This window comes from Tepidiphilus olei (assembly GCF_006980705.1).
Classification (GTDB): domain Bacteria; phylum Pseudomonadota; class Gammaproteobacteria; order Burkholderiales; family Rhodocyclaceae; genus Tepidiphilus; species Tepidiphilus olei.
Genome location: NZ_SBHO01000001.1, coordinates 29,715 through 46,692, shown reverse-complemented (window position 1 = coordinate 46,692; position 16,978 = coordinate 29,715). Strand labels below are relative to the sequence as shown.

10 protein-coding genes and 2 tRNA genes are annotated in these 16,978 nt (G+C 61.8%); 4 read left to right on the top strand and 8 right to left on the bottom strand.

Features of this window, described 5'->3' with window-relative positions; genetic code table 11:
• Positions 1-139: 139 nt before the first annotated feature.
• Positions 140-2,092 carry an acetate--CoA ligase gene (gene acs, locus EPD80_RS00220; protein WP_142803639.1) on the bottom strand — a complete coding sequence of 651 codons (1,953 nt, stop codon included), beginning with the start codon at positions 2,090-2,092 and terminating at the stop codon, positions 140-142.
• Positions 2,093-2,270: 178 nt separating this feature from the next.
• On the opposite strand from acs, the gene EPD80_RS00215 reads away from it, so the two are divergent.
• The 3 genes from EPD80_RS00215 (at position 2,271) to EPD80_RS00205 (ending at position 7,240) form a co-directional block, all read left to right on the top strand.
• Positions 2,271-3,800, top strand: a complete 1,530-nt coding sequence (locus EPD80_RS00215; protein WP_142803640.1) for a fumarate hydratase — start codon at positions 2,271-2,273, stop codon at positions 3,798-3,800.
• A gap of 77 nt (positions 3,801-3,877) precedes the next feature.
• A tRNA-Thr gene (locus tag EPD80_RS00210) sits at positions 3,878-3,950 on the top strand.
• Between the two features lie 44 nt (positions 3,951-3,994).
• The gene (locus EPD80_RS00205) at positions 3,995-7,240 is read left to right on the top strand and encodes a mechanosensitive ion channel domain-containing protein (RefSeq protein WP_142808497.1); all 3,246 of its coding nucleotides are present in this window, start codon (positions 3,995-3,997) and stop codon (positions 7,238-7,240) included.
• Here the strand turns inward: EPD80_RS00205 and rlmB are convergent.
• Together rlmB and rnr are read right to left on the bottom strand one after the other, a co-directional pair.
• Positions 7,222-7,992, bottom strand: a complete 771-nt coding sequence (gene rlmB / locus EPD80_RS00200) for a 23S rRNA (guanosine(2251)-2'-O)-methyltransferase RlmB (RefSeq protein WP_142808495.1) — start codon at positions 7,990-7,992, stop codon at positions 7,222-7,224. The two genes, EPD80_RS00205 and rlmB, sit on opposite strands and share 19 nt — an antisense overlap.
• A complete protein-coding gene (gene rnr / locus EPD80_RS00195) occupies positions 7,989-10,094 on the bottom strand; it encodes a ribonuclease R (protein WP_390613022.1) in 2,106 nt (701 codons plus the stop codon). The genes rlmB and rnr overlap by 4 nt, the downstream gene beginning before the upstream one ends.
• A 375-nt stretch (positions 10,095-10,469) precedes the next feature.
• Here rnr and EPD80_RS00190 point away from each other — a divergent pair.
• A tRNA-Leu gene (locus EPD80_RS00190) sits at positions 10,470-10,554 on the top strand.
• 254 nt (positions 10,555-10,808) lie between these two features.
• Here the strand turns inward: EPD80_RS00190 and ehuA are convergent.
• From ehuA to EPD80_RS00165, 5 genes are all read right to left on the bottom strand, one after another.
• Positions 10,809-11,588: an ectoine/hydroxyectoine ABC transporter ATP-binding protein EhuA gene (ehuA, locus tag EPD80_RS00185; RefSeq protein WP_142808491.1), complete on the bottom strand. Its 780-nt coding sequence runs from the start codon at positions 11,586-11,588 to the stop codon at positions 10,809-10,811.
• Entirely contained in the window at positions 11,585-12,277 is a 693-nt protein-coding gene (gene ehuD, locus EPD80_RS00180) for an ectoine/hydroxyectoine ABC transporter permease subunit EhuD (RefSeq protein ID WP_142805304.1), read from the bottom strand. The genes ehuA and ehuD overlap by 4 nt, the downstream gene beginning before the upstream one ends.
• 5 nt (positions 12,278-12,282) lie before the next feature.
• The gene (gene ehuC / locus EPD80_RS00175) at positions 12,283-12,954 is read right to left on the bottom strand and encodes an ectoine/hydroxyectoine ABC transporter permease subunit EhuC (RefSeq protein ID WP_142808489.1); all 672 of its coding nucleotides are present in this window, start codon (positions 12,952-12,954) and stop codon (positions 12,283-12,285) included.
• 158 nt (positions 12,955-13,112) lie between these two features.
• Positions 13,113-14,033, bottom strand: coding sequence for an ectoine/hydroxyectoine ABC transporter substrate-binding protein EhuB (ehuB, locus tag EPD80_RS00170; RefSeq protein ID WP_221928748.1), 921 nt, complete (start codon positions 14,031-14,033; stop codon positions 13,113-13,115).
• 328 nt (positions 14,034-14,361) lie between these two features.
• A complete protein-coding gene (locus EPD80_RS00165) occupies positions 14,362-16,959 on the bottom strand; it encodes a TRAP transporter permease (RefSeq protein ID WP_142808487.1) in 2,598 nt (865 codons plus the stop codon).
• Positions 16,960-16,978: the final 19 nt, after the last annotated feature.

Here is a 16,978-nt window from a genome sequence, read left to right as displayed (position 1 = left end):
CCATCCCCTGGCGGATGGCTTTTTTCTTTTCCCTCTCCCATTTCTTCCCCAAAGAAAAAAGCGCCTCTTGCGGGCGCCGTAATTCGTCTCCTCCCATGAGGCGGGCGGTCTCGAGGCCGCCCGTCCTTCTTCTCCTCGATTATCCCTTGAGCTGCTCCAGGATCGCCGGGTTTTCCAGCGTGGACGTATCCTGCGTGATCTCCTCGCCCTTGGCGAGCTGACGCAGCAGCCGGCGCATGATCTTGCCCGAGCGGGTCTTGGGCAGGTTCTCGCCGAAGCGGATCTCCTTGGGCTTGGCGATGGGGCCGATCTCCTTGGCCACCCAATCCTGCAGTTCCTTGACGAGGCGCTTGGCTTCCTCGCCCTGGGGCCGCGGACGCTTGAGCACGACGAAGGCCACGATCGCCTCGCCGGTAATGTCGTCGGGACGGCCGACCACGGCCGCTTCCGCCACCAGCTCGTGCGCCACCAGCGCGGATTCGATCTCCATCGTGCCCAGACGGTGGCCCGACACGTTGAGCACGTCGTCGATGCGCCCGGTGATGGTGAAGTAGCCCGTCTCGGGATCGCGAATCGCCCCGTCGCCGGCCAGATACAACTTCCCTTTGAAATCTTCGGGGAAGTAGGATTTCTTGAACCGCTCCGGATCGCCCCAGATCGTGCGGATCATCGACGGCCAGGGTTTCTTGATGACGAGGAACCCGCCATGCCCCCAAGGAAGCTCGGTACCGGTCTCGTCGACCACCGCCGCCATGATGCCGGGGAAAGGCAGCGTGCAGGAACCGGGCACGAGCGGCGTGGCGCCGGGCAGCGGGGTGATCATGTGGGCCCCGGTCTCGGTCTGCCACCAGGTATCGACGATGGGGCAGCGTCCGTGACCCACCTCGTTGTAATACCACTCCCAGGCCGCCGGGTTGATGGGCTCGCCCACCGAGCCGAGGATGCGCAGGCTGGAGAGGTCGAAATTGCGCGGATGCACTTCGGGAGTGGCGTCGCTCGCCTTGATGAGGGCGCGGATCGCCGTGGGCGCGGTATAGAAGATGCTGACCTTGTGCGCCTCGATCATACGCCAGAAACGGCTCGCGTCAGGGTAGGTCGGCACGCCCTCGAACACCACCTGCGTCGCCCCCACCGCCAACGGTCCATAGGCGACGTAGCTGTGCCCGGTGATCCAGCCGATGTCGGCCGTACACCAGAAAACGTCGTTCGGCTTGATGTCGAAGGTCCACTTCATCGTCAGCGCGACCTGCGTGAGATAGCCGCCGGTCGAGTGCTGCACGCCTTTGGGTTTGCCCGTGGAGCCCGAGGTGTAGAGGAGGAAGAGCGGATGTTCGGCCTCGACCCACTCGGGCTCGCACACCTCGCTCTGGCCGGCGATGACCTCGCTCCACCACAGGTCGCGCTCCGGATGCCATTCGATGTCCATTCCGGTGCGCTTATTGACGATCACGTGGCGCACCGATTCGCACCCGCCCATGGCAAACGCCTCTTCGACGATGGCCTTGAGCGGCAGGGCCTTGCCGCCGCGGAACTGACCGTCGGACGTGACCACCACGGTGGCTCCGGCATCCTGGATGCGGTCGCGCAGCGCCAGGGCGGAAAAACCGCCGAAGACCACGGAGTGGGTCGCCCCGATACGCGCGCACGCCTGCATGGCTACCACGCCTTCGATGCCCATGGGCAGATAGATGAGGACACGATCGCCCTTCTTCACGCCGAGCGACTTGAGCGCGTTGGCGAACTGGCTCACCCGCGCGAGCAGCTCGCGATAAGTGACCTTGGTGACCTTGCCGTCGTCGGCTTCGAAGATGATGGCCACCTTGTCGCCCAGCCCCGCGGCCACGTGCCGGTCGAGGCAATTGTAGGAGGCATTGAGCATCCCGTCGGCGAACCAGCGGTAAAACGGAGCGTTGGACTCGTCGAGCACCTGGGTGAAGGGTTTCTTCCAGTCGAGGAGCGTGCGAGCGTGATTGGCCCAATAGCCCTCGTAATCCTTTTCCGCCTCGGCCACGAGCCGTTTGTAGTGTTCCATCCCCGAGACGGCGGCATTTTTGACGAGTTCTTCCGGCGGATAATACATTTTCTGAGCCATGGGTCGATCTCCCTCTTCAATGGTTCGTTCGAACGGACCGCGCAGACTCCGGTCCATCCGGGCACCCTTTGATTGAAACGGCTTTATCTTACATCAGACTTACTGGGCAAGAGGGCAAAGGTCATTCCGTCGGCGCCCACCCTGTTTTAGAATAGCGCACTCTGCGAGGGAGCCTGTGATGACCACTATCCGCGAAGAAGACCTGATCGAATCGATCGCCGACGCATTCCAATACATCAGCTACTATCATCCCGTCGATTACATCAAGGCGCTCGCCGAAGCGTACGAGCGCGAGCAAAGCCCCGCGGCGAAAGATGCCATCGCCCAGATCCTCACCAACTCCCGTATGGCCGCCGAGGGTCACCGCCCGATCTGTCAAGACACGGGCATCGCCACGGTCTTTCTCGAAATCGGTCAAGACGTGCGTTTCGACACGCGCCGCAGCCTGCAGGAACTCATCGACGAAGGGGTACGCCGCGCCTACACCAATCCGGACAATCCCTTGCGCGCCTCGGTGCTGCGCGACCCCGCCGGCAAGCGGCAGAACACGCGCGACAACACCCCGGCCGTGGTCCACGTCGAGCTCGTACCGGGTGATAAAGTAGAAGTGATCTGCGCGGCCAAGGGCGGCGGCTCGGAGAACAAAGCCAAGCTCGCCATGCTCAACCCCTCGGATTCCCTCGTCGACTGGGTGCTCAAGACCGTGCCCACCATGGGCGCGGGCTGGTGCCCTCCGGGCATCCTCGGTATCGGTATCGGCGGCACGCCGGAAAAAGCCATGCTGCTCGCCAAGAAATCCCTCATGGCCCCCGTCGACATCCACGAGTTGCAAGCACGCGCCGAGCGCGGCGAGGAGCTCACCACCGCCGAACGCCTGCGGCTCGAACTCTACGACAAGGTCAATGCGCTCGGTATCGGTGCGCAGGGGCTGGGTGGGCTCACCACGGTGGTCGACGTCAAGGTACTCGACTACCCCACCCACGCCGCGAGCCTGCCGGTGGCCATGATCCCCAACTGCGCCGCCACCCGCCACGTGCACTTCACGCTCGACGGCAGCGGCCCGGCCCAGCTCGACCCCCCGCGGCTGGAAGATTGGCCCCAGATCACCTGGACGCCCGACACCAAGAAAGCCAAGCGCGTGGATCTCGACACCCTCACACGCGAGGAAGTCGCCTCCTGGAAGGCCGGTGACATCCTGCTCTTGAACGGCAAGCTCCTCACCGGGCGTGACGCCGCGCACAAGCGCATCGCCGACATGATCGCCCGCGGCGAGCCCTTGCCGGTCGATTTCACCAACCGGGTCATCTATTACGTCGGCCCGGTCGATCCGGTGCGCGACGAAGTCGTCGGCCCCGCCGGCCCCACCACCGCCACGCGCATGGACAAATTCACCCGCCTCATGCTCGAGAAGACGGGCCTCATCGCCATGGTCGGCAAGGCCGAGCGCGGCCCCGAGGCCGTGGCGGCGATCCGCGACAACCGCGCCGCCTACCTCATGGCCGTGGGCGGCGCCGCCTATCTGGTCGCCAAGGCGATCAAGGCGGCACGCGTCGTCGCGTTCGAGGATCTCGGCATGGAAGCGATCTACGAATTCGAGGTGCGCGACATGCCGGTGACCGTGGCCGTCGATAGCCAAGGCAACAACGTGCATGAAACCGGCCCGCGCGAGTGGCGCGTCAAGATCGGCAAGATCCCCGTCACCGCCTGAAACCTCTTCCCTCCGACGGGGAACGGTATAATCCTTCACGTCCGCCCTGCCTACGTGCCAGGGCGGACCGCCCCAGCGCCGGCATAGCTCAGCTGGTAGAGCACCCGCCTTGTAAGCGGTAGGTCGCCCGTTCGAATCGGGCTGCCGGCATTCTTTCCGCTCACCGAGCTCGCACCCGTTCCGAGGGAGGCTCCATGCGTTTCACCCGCCGACTGTGCACTCTCATTCTTTTTTGTCTCGTCGGCATACTCTCTCCGTCCTTTGCGGCTGAATCCGGCAATGATCCCGTGCAGGCGGGACTTGCTCTGATTCAGGATGCGCTGCAGCGCAACACGCTACCAGCCGATGCCTCCGCCGCGCTCAAGCAACTGCTCGACCGCATCCAGGAAGCGCAAAGCCGCAAACAGCAGGCCGAGATTCGCGCTGCGCTCGCCGAAAAGCTCATCGAGCAGACGCAGCGCGAACTGCAGCAACTGACCGCCAGCCGCCCTGCCGACTTTGCCGACCTGCGGCTCACCGACGATTTGACGCCGAGCGAACGAGCCGAGCGCTTGCGTCGCATCCTCGAGGAAGAGCGGGCACGGCGTCAGACGCAAGAATTCCTCAAGGCCCAGCTCGCCGATCTCGAACAAACCAAGGAACGTCGCGATACCGCTACCGCACCCTCTCCCGCGCCACTACCCTCCCTACCTAGCAATGATCCCTTGGTGCAACAGGCACTCACGCTTGCCACCTTGGTCTCCAGCCAAGCCCAAGAAGCCCTACGCCGCGCGACCCTGCTAGAGAGCCGCTTGGCCGAGAATTCTCGGGTGTTGCTATCGCGCCGCATCGAACGGCTGGAGGTCGAGCTCTCCCGCCTGCGCCAGTTACGTGAAGCGCTGGAAAAGAGTACAGCGGCCGAAGTCACCCAGGAAACCAGCCAGGTCGATGCCGGCACGCTCGACCCAAGGCTCGCGCGCGTGGAAGCCACCAATCGCGAATGGGAAGCACGCCTCCAGACCCTGCGCCAGCGTTTGCAGACCGTGCGCGAACGCCAGGCGACGCTCCAACGCGAACATCAAGAGCGCAGAGAGTCGCTCGACTCCCTGAAAAAACGCATCGCCCAGCAAGGCCTGAGCCCCGCCGTGGGCAACCTACTTCTCGAATACCGCAGCCGCCTGCCCGCTCCCGTGACCCTGCGCCAGGAGCTCAACGCCGTACGCGCGATGCTGGAAGAGGTCCAGCTCCTGGAGCTCGAGCTACGTCAAGCCAAACGCCTGATCGCCGATCCGCGCGAGCGGGCTCGCCAGCTCCTCGGATTGGCAGAAACAACGGATTCCCCCCTGGAAAAAAGCATCATCGAAGCGCTCTCGGCGAGAACCCTGACGCTCGAGACGCTCGATGCGCTGCGCCCGGCACTGCTCGCCGCCCTCGGCGACCTCGAATCCGTGCTCCTTCGCGAACTCGGCATCGTGAACGAATTCTCCACCTTCATCGAGCAGCACCTGATGTGGGTGCCGACCACGCGTTCTCTTTGGCACTCCCCCTTATCCGAACTCACTGCGGTGGGCTCGGGGATACTCACGCTTGCGGCCGCCCTCATCGATCGTGCATCCTGGCAAACCGTCGTTTTTCACACGACGGCCAAAGCCTGGACCCTGCTCGGCCTCGGGCTCATTTTCCTGCTCGTACGTCCGCGCCTGAACGCCCGGCTCGACCGACTGCTCGGCAAAGACCGGAAAGAATCCCGCAGCGCCGGGATCCTCGACATCTTGTCCATCTTGGGACTCGAAGCCCTTCAGTCCCTTCCCTTTCCGCTCGTCGCCTACGCTCTCGGCATGATGATCCTCGATAGTGGTGTTCCTGCCGAAAATGCCCATGCATTCGGACTCGCTTTGACCCAGATCGCTCCTTTCGCCTGGAACGTGCTCTTCTGGCAGCGAATTTTCTCACCCAAGAAAGGCCTTGCCGCCAGCCGTTATCACTGGCCAATGCCCGTGCTGCAACGCCTGAACCATACCTTGAAAGGATTCGCCTGGGGTGTGCTACCGCTGGGATTCCTAGCACTCTATCTCAACCAAATCCAACTCGATGCCCCCCTGACCGAACTGGGCCGCATTCCTTTCGTTCTATCGATGCTCTTGCTCTCCTGGCTGTTGTGGCGCATCTTCCACATTCGCCGGGGCTTGCTGACCGATACCCCTCTGCCCACCTGGATACGGGTGACCGCTGCCCTCTTTGGGCCGGGTCTGCCATTGGTGAGCGCGGTGTTGGCCAGCGCCGGTTACTTCTACGCCGCCACGGCCCTGATCGTCCGGTTCATGTCCACCCTCTGGATCTTGCTCGCGTTCGCGCTGCTGCAGCACGCCGCGCGCGATTTCTTTCTCCAACGTTTCGAACGCCGACGGAGCCGCAGCGCCGAGGATGGCGACGAAACGCAGCAGGAACGTATCGATGCATCCGAACGGCAAACCTTGACTTTGCTCAATTTCGCCCTCGTGCTCGGCCTCGTCTTCGTCCTGCTCGACCTCTGGTCGTCGCTGCTGCCCGCCACCCGTATCCTGGACGAATGGGTGCTGTGGCGCTACACGGAGGCGCTGGGCAACGAGGCGGTCACGATGCAAGTCACCCTGGCCGACTTGCTCCTCGCCCTGATCGGTTTTGCGGCGATGTGGGTGGCAGCACGCAATCTTCCGGGATTGCTCGAATTGGCTCTACAACGCACCTCACGGCTGGATGCGGGCAGCAAGTACGCGCTGGTGACACTACTGCGCTACGCCATCTTCACCATCGGACTGATTCTCATCTTGGGGCAGTTGGGGATGCCATGGTCGAAGCTGCAATGGCTCCTCGCCGCCCTGAGCGTGGGCCTGGGTTTCGGCTTGCAGGAAATCGTCGCCAACTTCGTCTCCGGCCTCATCATCCTCTTCGAACGCCCGGTCCGTGTGGGCGATCTGGTCACCATCGGCAGCGACAGCGGCACCGTGCGACGCCTCACCATCCGCGCCACGGTGATCGAGGATTTCGATCGCCGCGAAATCCTGGTGCCCAACAAGAAACTGATCACGGAGCAAGTCACCAACTGGACACTCAGCAACTCGCTGGCGCGCATCTTCATCACGATCGGGGTAGCCTACGGCAGCGATCCCAAACAGATCGAGGCACTCTTGCTCGAAGCCATCAAAGCCACCCCAGGCATTCTGTCGGATCCTGCCCCCAGTGTGATCTTCGCCCGATTCGGGGAAAGCTCGCTCGATTTCGAAATCCGGGCAATCGTGGCCAACGTCGATCAGCGCCTTGGCATCATGAGCCGCCTCAACGAGGAAATCGATCGGATCTTCAAGGAGAACGGTGTGGAAATCCCCTTCCCGCAACGCGACTTGCATATTCGGGACATCGCCTGGCCAAGAACGGGACCTTTCCCTGCCGGGCAAAACGCACTTCAGCCTCCGGAGTCTTGAGCCAGGCGCCGGCGCACCGTCTCGTAGAGACACACGCCGGCGGCCACCGACACGTTCAGACTCTCGACGGCGCCGAGCATGGGGATGCGCACGAGTTCGTCGCACAGCTCGCGCGTGAGCCGCCGCAGACCTTCCCCTTCAGCCCCGAGCACCCAGGCCACGGGCCCGGCGAGGTCGCACTCGTAGAGCGACTTCTGCGCCTCGCCCGCCGCGCCCACCACCCACACCCCTGCCTCCTTGAGCGTGCGCAGCGCCCGCGCCAAGTTCGTCACCGTCACGTAGGGGACAGTGTCGGCGGCGCCGCTCGCGACCTTGACCGCGGCGGCGCTCAAACCGGCGGCGCGATCCTTGGGCGCGATCACCGCATCCACGCCGGCGCCATCGGCCACCCGCAGGCAGGCTCCTAGATTGTGCGGATCCTGCACCCCGTCGAGCACGAGGAAGAGCGCCGGCCGTGTCGGATCGAGCGCGTCGAGCACCTCTTCGAGTGAGCGCGTCCGCGCTTGCGCGGCGACGAAGGCGACCACTCCTTGGTGCCGCCCTCCGCCCGCGATCGCATCGAGCCGCGCCGTGTCGACGGGCACGGCACGCACCCCGGCCAGTTGCGCACGTTCGAGCAGCGAGCGCATCCGCGCATCCTGCCGTTGTCGATCGATGTAGAGCTCGACGACGTCCTCGGGACGATGGCGCAGCAGCGTCGTGACCGCGTGGAAACCCGGCACCGCGCGGCGTTGTCTGGTTTCTTCCTTCATCGCTGCTTGGCCTTGGCGCGGCGCGTGCGCTCAGTCTTGCCTTCGCGCCGGGCCGGCGCCGGGCTGAGGTTCTCCAGGAAATGGAAATCGATCTTGCGCGTGGCCAAATCGACCCGAACCACCTGCACTTTTACCCGGTCGGCGAGGCGGTGACGCACGCCCGTGCGCTCACCCACCAGCGCATGCGCGCGCTCGTCGAAATGAAAATAATCTTCACCCAGATCGGAAATGTGTACCAAACCCTCGACGAAGAGCTCGTCGAGGGTGACGAAGAGGCCGAACGGGACCACCGCCGTGACCACTCCGGTATAGATCTCGCCCACTTTATCTTGCATGAAGTAGCATTTGAGCCAGCCGATGACCTCGCGTGTGGCCTCGTCGGCGCGCCGCTCCGTCATCGAGCAGTGCTCGCCGATCGCCTTCCAGTCGCCGGGTTCGTAGCGCGACCCGGCGAGCACCGCCTTGATGCAGCGGTGCACCAGCAAGTCGGGATAGCGACGGATGGGCGAAGTAAAGTGCGCATAGGCCTCGTACGCAAGCCCGAAGTGACCGCGATTCTCTGGCGTATACACGGCCTGTTTGAGCGAGCGCAGCATCACCATCTGCAACAATGGAGCATCCGGCCGCCGCTGGATCCTTTCCAGCACTTTGGCATAGTCCTTGGGTGTGGGCTCGTCGCCCCCGGGCAACTCGATCCCGAACCCGGCGAGGAAATCACGCAACGCCGCCACTTTCTCCGGTGCCGGCGGCTCATGCACACGGTAGAGCGTGGGATGGTCGTGTTCAGCGAGGAAATCGGACGCACAGACGTTGGCCGCGAGCATGCACTCCTCGATCAAGCGGTGCGCGTCGTTGCGCACGAGCGGCACGATGCGCGCGATCTTGCCGTTCTCGTCGAACTCGATACGCGTCTCCATCGTCTCGAAGTCGATCGCCCCGCGCTGGCGCCGTGCTTTCAAAAGCACACGGAAGACGGCATCCAGGTGCTGTAGATGCGGCAGAAGCTCGCCGAGCTTGATACGCACCTCTTCCGTGCCTTCATAGAGCGCAGCGGCGACTTCGGTGTACGTGAGGCGGGCGTGGGAATGCATTACGGCCGGATAGAAACGATAGCGCTGCACCTTTCCCGACGCGCTCACGATCATGTCGCAGGCCATGCACAGTCGATCTTCGCGCGGCACGAGGGAACACAAACCGTTACTCAGTTTCTCCGGCAGCATGGGAATGACCCGGCGCGGAAAATAGACCGAGTTGCCGCGATTGAACGCTTCGCCATCGAGTGCCGAGCCGTGCCGCACGTAGTGCGAGACATCGGCGATCGCCACGATCAACCGAAACCCTTTGCCCTGAGGTTCGCAATAAACCGCATCGTCGAAATCCTTGGCGTCCTCGCCATCGATGGTCACGAGTGGCAATTCACGCAAGTCCACCCGCCCGGCGAAGTCCTTGGGGCGCACCACATCGGGCAAGCGCTTCGCCTCCTCGCGCACCTCGCGCGGCCATTCGAACGGCAAGTCGAACTTACGCAACGCGATTTCGATCTCCATACCGGGATCGTCGTAATCGCCCAATATCTCGACGATCCGCCCGATCGGTTGGGCGTATTTCGTCGGCTGCTCGATGAGCTCGACCACCACCACCTGCCCCGGTTTGGCCTTTTTACCCCCCGGCGCGACGAGGATGTCCTGGGCGATACGCTTGTCCTCGGGCACCACCAAAGTGACCCCATGCTCAACGAGCACGCGCCCCACCACTTTCTGGTTGGCCCGCTCGAGCACTTCGACGATTTTCCCTTCGGGCCGTCCACGCCGGTCGATACCGGAGATGCGCACGATCACCCGATCGCCGTGCAGTACCTGACGCATTTCCTTGGGACCGAGAAAGATGTCTTCGCCCCCATCGTCGCGGATCAGGAAACCGAATCCGTCGGGATGCCCCTGGACGCGACCGCGAATGAGGTCGGCCTTTTCCGGTAGGAGATAAGCCCCGCGGCGATTACGCAGGATCTGCCCGTCGCGCTCCATCGCGCGCAGCCGCCGTTCGAAGAGTTCGAACTCGTGAGGGGCAATGTCGAGCTCCTCCACGAGCTCGCTCCAGCGCATGGGGCGACCTGCCTCGGTAAGCACCTGAAGAATGTATTCCCGGCTGGGCAAAGGATGCCCATATTTGGCCGCCTCACGGGCGAAATAGGGATCACGCCGACGACGCTCGCTCACCTCGGGCGTGGGCACGGCCGTCGACTCGATGATCGCAGAAGAGGGTGACGCCGGCTCCACAGCCGTTGGCGCAGACAGCAAAGCGGCGGGTGATCGCCGCCGACGGGAAGAAGAAGGTGAATCGGCGGGAAGTTGCTGTGGTTTTTTCTTTGACGTTTTGCTCATCGAGAATCGGAAGTCCTTGCATGCGTACGCGGCAGGCGCTCACGCCGACATGGCGTTGACAACACGCGCCGCACGCTTATAATAACGCATCTCGTCGCCCAGATGGCGGAATTGGTAGACGCGCTGGTTTCAGGTACCAGTGCCGCAAGGCGTGGAGGTTCGAGTCCTCTTCTGGGCACCACCGCATTTTTTCTCGGCTGTCGCTGGACGAAAAATTTCGCTTTGACCCCCGTCCATGACGATCATTTGAAACCGGTTATCATCCGTACCTTTTAGTGGTACGTACCACCCCACGACACCCTCGATTCACCCTCTTCCGACAGAGCTCCATTGCCCATCCTGGGCGCCTCTTTATATCAATCGCTAGGACAACGTATCGCCGTGCAGCGGTGACCGGGGCCTCCTGCATCATTCGGATCACGTGCGAGTGAGCCGTCATTCTTCCGGATGCAATACCGCATGCAGAAATTCGCGCGTCCGCTGTTCCTTGGGCGAACTGAAAATCTCCTCGGGAGGTCCCTGTTCAAGAATGCGTCCCTGATCGAAAAAACAAACGCGATCGGAAATGCGGCGCGCAAAATCCATCTCGTGCGTCACCAGCAGCATCGTAAGCTCATGCTCCTCGGCCAAGCTACGAATGACTCGTAACACCTCACCCACCAATTCCGGATCGAGTGCCGAGGTTGGCTCATCGAACAACATGATCTTGGGGCGCATGGCCAAGGCACGCGCGATTGCCACGCGCTGCTGCTGTCCGCCCGAGAGCTGCGAGGGAAAAGCCTCGGCCTTGTCGCTCAGGCCCACAAGTTCGAGCAATTCCTCGGCGCGCTGGCGCGCCTCCCGTGGCGACAGACCAAGCACGTAGCGGGGCGCTTCGGTGAGGTTGCGCAGCACCGTCATGTGCGGGAACAGATTGAAATGCTGGAAAACCATCCCCATCTTCTGACGCATCTTTCGCAGATGGGCCTCGCTGGCCGGCTCGAGCCCTTTCGCTCCCTGCTCGTGCCACAATGGCTCCCCATCGACATAGACCACCCCTTCGTTGATCCGCTCCAGCGTCATGAGAACGCGCAGCACGGTCGACTTGCCCGAGCCGGAAGGGCCGATGATGGTCACTTTCTCGCCGGGATCGACTGTGAAATCGAGGTGATCGAGCACGGTGAGCTCGCCAAAGCGTTTGACGACCCCTTCGCAGCGGATGATAGGTTCGTTCATTTCAACGGAATCCCTCTTTTTGGCAGACGGGTATCGAGCACACGCACCCCCCAAGCAGCAACGAGCGTCAAGAGGAGATAGAGCGCCCCCACCATGGTGAGCGGAATGAGGTAATTGAAGGTGCGATCACCGATGATCTTGGCGACGTTGAGCATTTCGAGCACGGTGACCACGGACAGCACCGGCACGTCTTTCATGATCGAGACGAGATAATTCCCCATTGCCGGCACGATACGCACGACCGCTTGCGGCAGAATCACATGGATAAAGGTGAGCCTTTCGGAAAGGTTGAGTGCCCGGGCCGCCTCTTTCTGCCCTCGCGGCACGGCCTGAATACCCGCTCGATACACTTCCGCCGTATAGGCGCTATATTGCACTCCCAAGGCCAGCGCCCCCGTGAGAAACGCGGGCAACACGATGCCATAATCAGGCAAGACGTAGTAAAGAAAGAAGAGCTGGATGAGTAGCGGCGTATCACGCAAGAATTCGGTGATGAACGCAGCCGGCCAAGCAATGATTTTCAGAGGCACCCCTTTGAGGGACGCCAACAGCAAGCCCAGCCCCAAAGCCACGAAGAATCCCAGCAACGAGGCTTGGATCGTCACGACCATTCCGCGCAGCAAAATTGGCAGGATGGACCAGGCAAACGCCCAAGAAGTGCTCGTATCCCATTCTATTCCGAAAAGCATGGCGCTCATCTCCTCCGATGCCGCCAGCGACCAACGTGGCGCTCGAGCAATCCCATCAACGCAGCCAGCACCAAGGCCATCCCAAAGTACATGAAAAGCACCATGGTATAGATGGTGGTGCTGTCCTGGGTAAGATTACGCAACTGTTCGGCACGAAAAGCCAAATCTCCCAGACTGATGAGTGACACGAGCGCTGTATCCTTGAGATTCTGCACCGCCAAATTGCCGAAAGGCGGCATCATCTCCGGTAACGCCTGCGGCAGGGCAATACGCCACAAGGTCTGAGTGCGCGTAAAGTTGAGCGCTTTTGCCGCCTCGTACTGCGTACGTGGCACCGATTGCACCGCTCCCCGGACGACCTCCGCCCCATAAGCCCCAATGTTCAGCCCCAGGGCCAGCACCCCGACGGTGACCGGATGGAAACGAAGATCGAGGCCAATGAGCTCACCGAGTAGCGGCAGGGCAAAATACAGCCAGAAGAGCTGTACCAGCAGCGACGTACCGCGGAAGACTTCGATATAAGTGACGCTCAGAGCCTTGATCAACGGATTGTGCGACAGCTTTCCCATACCGGCGCCAAAAGCCAGCAAGGTACCCAGGATGGTGGAATACACGGTGAGCTCAATCGTCACCCAGCATCCCTGAAGCAGAGGGTCGATGTAGCGCGTCCATTCCACGTCGATTCTCCCCGAATCAGTGCGCCAGTGCGCCCCAAGATCTCATGGTCCGTACCGATCGCTTCGCTCGCCAGCCTGCTCAGCCGCCAGGATTGCGCCCCAATCCAGCGCCCATGGCTCGAGGAGCACGCTCGCTTCCACGTCTCCTCGGAAAGCGATCAGGGCGCGGCGCACAGCTCCTCGGCCGTGTGATCGAACGAATGATCAAGATCATTCTCGCCGAACCCATAGCCGAGCAGGATCTCACGCCACGCTTCCGTCTGCTTGAACTGCGCCAGTTGCTCATCGATGGCGTCGCGCAGTTCCTCGTTACCCTTGGCGAACACGAACCCACCCCAGCTACGTACCGGCTTTCCGTCGATGACCGGATCTTTGAACGCTTTCACGCGCTCCACGGCCTTGCTCTTGTCAGCCAAATTGGCCACGGTCAAGCTGGTAGCAGCGTAGGCGTCGGCACGACCGGTAACCACCGTGGAAATGGCATCCGCATTGCTGGCGATGGTGACGATACGCTTCTCGGGCAGACCGAGCTTTTGGAACATCTCGAGCTGATCTGCTCCGGCCATGATGGCCACCTTGACTCCTCGCCTGGCCACGATGTCTTCATAGGAGTACAATTTTTTCGGATTGCCTTTCTTTACCAACAACCCTTCTCCATAAGAACTATTCGGGTTGGAGAAGAGTACCTCCTGACAGCGTTGCGGCAGGATCGCCATCTCAGCGGCGACCATATCGAAGCGACCTGCTTTGAGCCCGGGAATGAGCGAACTGAACGCCGTACCTACCCACTCGATCTGCTCGATCCCCAGTTGTTCCACCAACACTTTGGCCACGTCGGGACCGGCCCCTTTGGCCTGGCCATCGATGTCGATGTATCCATAAGGAATTTCATTGGCCACGGCGATGCGGATTACCCCACGCGCCTTGATCTCTTCGAGCGAAGCCGCGCGGGCATCGTACATGACCAATGACAACAGGGAAAAACAGAAGACGAGCAGAACGCGGAAAATGCCTTTTGAATTCACTTTCATCATCAACCCACCCAACTTCAAAGGGAATGTTTTATCATTGTAATTCATAACACATTGAAAATCAATGGACAAAATATATTTTTATGTCAAACCAATATTTGATATATATTGAACATGATATTTTCAATGGAGATACATCGGATAACAAAAAACCACTTCGCGGGCAAAGGCAAGGCGAAGTACATGGAAGGCATAATGGCAGACGTGACAGGGAAATGGGCGAGCACCCCCTGCACATCGGCGCCGTGCGTGCGCGCATTCGCTTATTCGGCGAGGTTACCCCGTGGATGGGTGAGGACCGTAGCCGGCCCCCAGCCTTCATCAAACCGCGTAGCAGGACGATCGAAGCGTTGAAAAATACCCGGCTAGCCCTGCCTCACCGACTCGGCTGCGGACGCCGCCTTTGCCACCCCATCAGGGCGAGCATCGCGGCCCACGCCGGCAAGTAGAGCCATTCCTTGGCCGGACGATCAGGATTGGGTAATTCCACGTGAGAAATGGACAACCCCGGCTCCAAGCCGAATTTCGCCGCCAAGGAGCCGAACTCCACGCCGACGATCTGCCACCGATCCCCCAGTGGCATCACCCGAATGCCGACCGAGCGCAGGCGGTCGCGGGCATTCTCGCTCGGCTCTCCCAAGGGAAGGATCACCCCTCGGCGCACTTCGGCTCCTTCCAGATTCACCCCCTCCACGAACAGTCGCAGCGAGGCGCCTGCGGGAAGAGAGGTCACCACCCGTTCGAGCTCGACGGCGGGCACTTCGGTATAGGGCGGCACGAGGCGATCCATCCAGAATCCTGGACGCAACAGGGTAAAAGCCACCAACAAGAGCAAACCCGCTTCCCACCATCGATTGCGCGCAAAAAACCACCCTTGCATGGCCGCGACGAATGCCATCATCGCCGTCACCCCTGCGGCCACCGTCAGCACCAACCCGGTCCAACTCTCCACGCCAATCAAAAGGAGCTGGGTGTTGAAGAGAAACATGAACGGCAAAATGGCCGTGCGGATGGAATAGACGAACGCCTGCACCCCGACGGCGATGGGATCTGTGCGGGCGATTCCGGCCGCGGCGTACGAGGCCAGACCCACGGGAGGAGTCACGTCGGCCATCAATCCGAAATAGAAGACGAACATATGCACGGCGATGAGCGGCACCACCAGGCCATTCTGCCCCCCCACCTCCACCACCACCGGCGCCATGAGCGTCGAGACCACGATGTAATTGGCCGTGGTGGGAAGACCCATGCCCAAAATCATACAGATGAGAGCCACCAACAACAGCAGCAACAACAAATTGCCGCCGGCAAGCATCTCGATCACCTCGGTGAGCACCAGACCGATGCCGGTGAGGGTGACCGTCCCCACGATGATCCCGGCCGATGCCGTAGCGATGGCGATCGGCACCATGTTGCGCGCCCCGCCCACCATGGCCATCCACAGATCGCGCAGTCCTTCGGCGAGGGACGCGCCATAGCACCCTTCCGCACGAAAGAAGGCATAGAGCGGACGCTGGGTCAGGATGATGAAGATGAGGTAGGTAAGCGCCCAGAAGGCGGCCAATCCCGGCGAGAGGCGCTCCACCATGAGATTCCAGATCAGCATCGCCACCGGCAAAAGGTAATGCAGCCCGGCCGGAATCGTCTTTCGCGCTTCGGGCAACTCGGTGATTTCCGCCTTGGGATCGTCGAACGGAAGCGGCGGCATACGCGCAGCCAGACGAACCAGCGCGAGATAGAGGAAAAACATCAATACCGAGACGACGAAAAACGAGCCCTGGGGCCACAGCGCCTTGATCCACCCAAGCCCCCACACGACCACGCCCGCCAGGATCACGATTCCGGCGAACGCCATGACGGCACGTAGCAGGCGTTGCTGCCAAGGCGTCAAGGTGCGCGCCGGCAATCCCTCGATACCATGGCGAACGGCCTCCAGATGCACCAGATAAAACAGGCCGAGGTAGGACAATACCGCCGGCAAGAAAGCATGCTTGAGCACTTCGATGTAAGGAATGCCCACGTACTCGGTCATCAGAAAGGCCGCCGCACCCATCACGGGGGGCATGATCTGCCCATCGACCGAGGCGGCCACTTCCACGGCCGCAGCCTTCTTGGGCGGATAGCCTACGCGTTTCATCAACGGGATGGTGAAGGTTCCGGTCGTGACGACGTTGGCGATGGACGAGCCGGAAATGATGCCCGTGGAGGCCGAAGCCACCACCGCCGCCTTGGCCGGTCCTCCGCGGAATCGTCCCAACAGGGAGATGGCCGCGGCGATGAAATACCCTCCGGCGCCGGCCGTCTCCAGCATGGCGCCGAAGAGCACGAAGAGGAAGATGAAACTGGTCGACACGCCCAGAGCCACGCCAAACACCCCTTCGGTGGTGAGCCAGAAGTGGCTCATCCCCTTGGCGAGCGAAGCCCCCCGATGCGCGATTGCATCGGGCATATAGGGACCGAGGAAGACATAGCCGAGGAAAATGAGCGCAAGCAGCGTCAAAGGCCAACCCAGCGAGCGACGTGCCGCTTCGAGCAGCAAGGCCAGCCCGACCACGGCAGCCGTCATGTCCATCGGCGAAGGCAAACCCGGGCGGGTAGATAATTCACGATAAAAGAACGCGATGTAGCCGGCACAGGCCATGCCGGCCAGAGCCAATCCCCAATCGAAGAGTGGAACGTGATCGCGGGGTGATCGCTTCAAGGCCGGATAGGCCAGAAAAGCCAGCGCGATGGCAAAGGCGAGATGGATGGACCGGGCCTCGGTGTCATTGAAGATGCCGACGTCGAGTAAAAACGGCAAAGGGGAGGCGTACCACAACTGAAACAGCGACCAGGCGAGCGCCAGCAGCGTGAGCACCCACCCCTGCCAACCCGCCGGCTGCCGCCGCCCCGTATCGGCCTCGGCGATGAGCTCGCGCAGCGCCTCGTCGGGCAGACCCGGCTCATCCAGAGGCTGCCGTCGCCCCTCTTTCATCCCCGATCGCATCGTCGAT

Coding starts and splice junctions, on each gene's coding strand:
- acs (WP_142803639.1), bottom strand. CDS start 2,092: ATGGCTCAGAAAATGTATTATCCGCCGGAAGAACTCGTCAAAAATGCC.
- EPD80_RS00215 (WP_142803640.1), top strand. CDS start 2,271: ATGACCACTATCCGCGAAGAAGACCTGATCGAATCGATCGCCGACGCA.
- EPD80_RS00205 (WP_142808497.1), top strand. CDS start 3,995: ATGCGTTTCACCCGCCGACTGTGCACTCTCATTCTTTTTTGTCTCGTC.
- rlmB (WP_142808495.1), bottom strand. CDS start 7,992: ATGAAGGAAGAAACCAGACAACGCCGCGCGGTGCCGGGTTTCCACGCG.
- rnr (WP_390613022.1), bottom strand. CDS start 10,094: ATGCGCTGGAGCGAGCTCGTGGAGGAGCTCGACATTGCCCCTCACGAG.
- ehuA (WP_142808491.1), bottom strand. CDS start 11,588: ATGAACGAACCTATCATCCGCTGCGAAGGGGTCGTCAAACGCTTTGGC.
- ehuD (WP_142805304.1), bottom strand. CDS start 12,277: ATGCTTTTCGGAATAGAATGGGATACGAGCACTTCTTGGGCGTTTGCC.
- ehuB (WP_221928748.1), bottom strand. CDS start 14,033: ATGAATTACAATGATAAAACATTCCCTTTGAAGTTGGGTGGGTTGATG.
- EPD80_RS00165 (WP_142808487.1), bottom strand. CDS start 16,959: ATGAAAGAGGGGCGACGGCAGCCTCTGGATGAGCCGGGTCTGCCCGAC.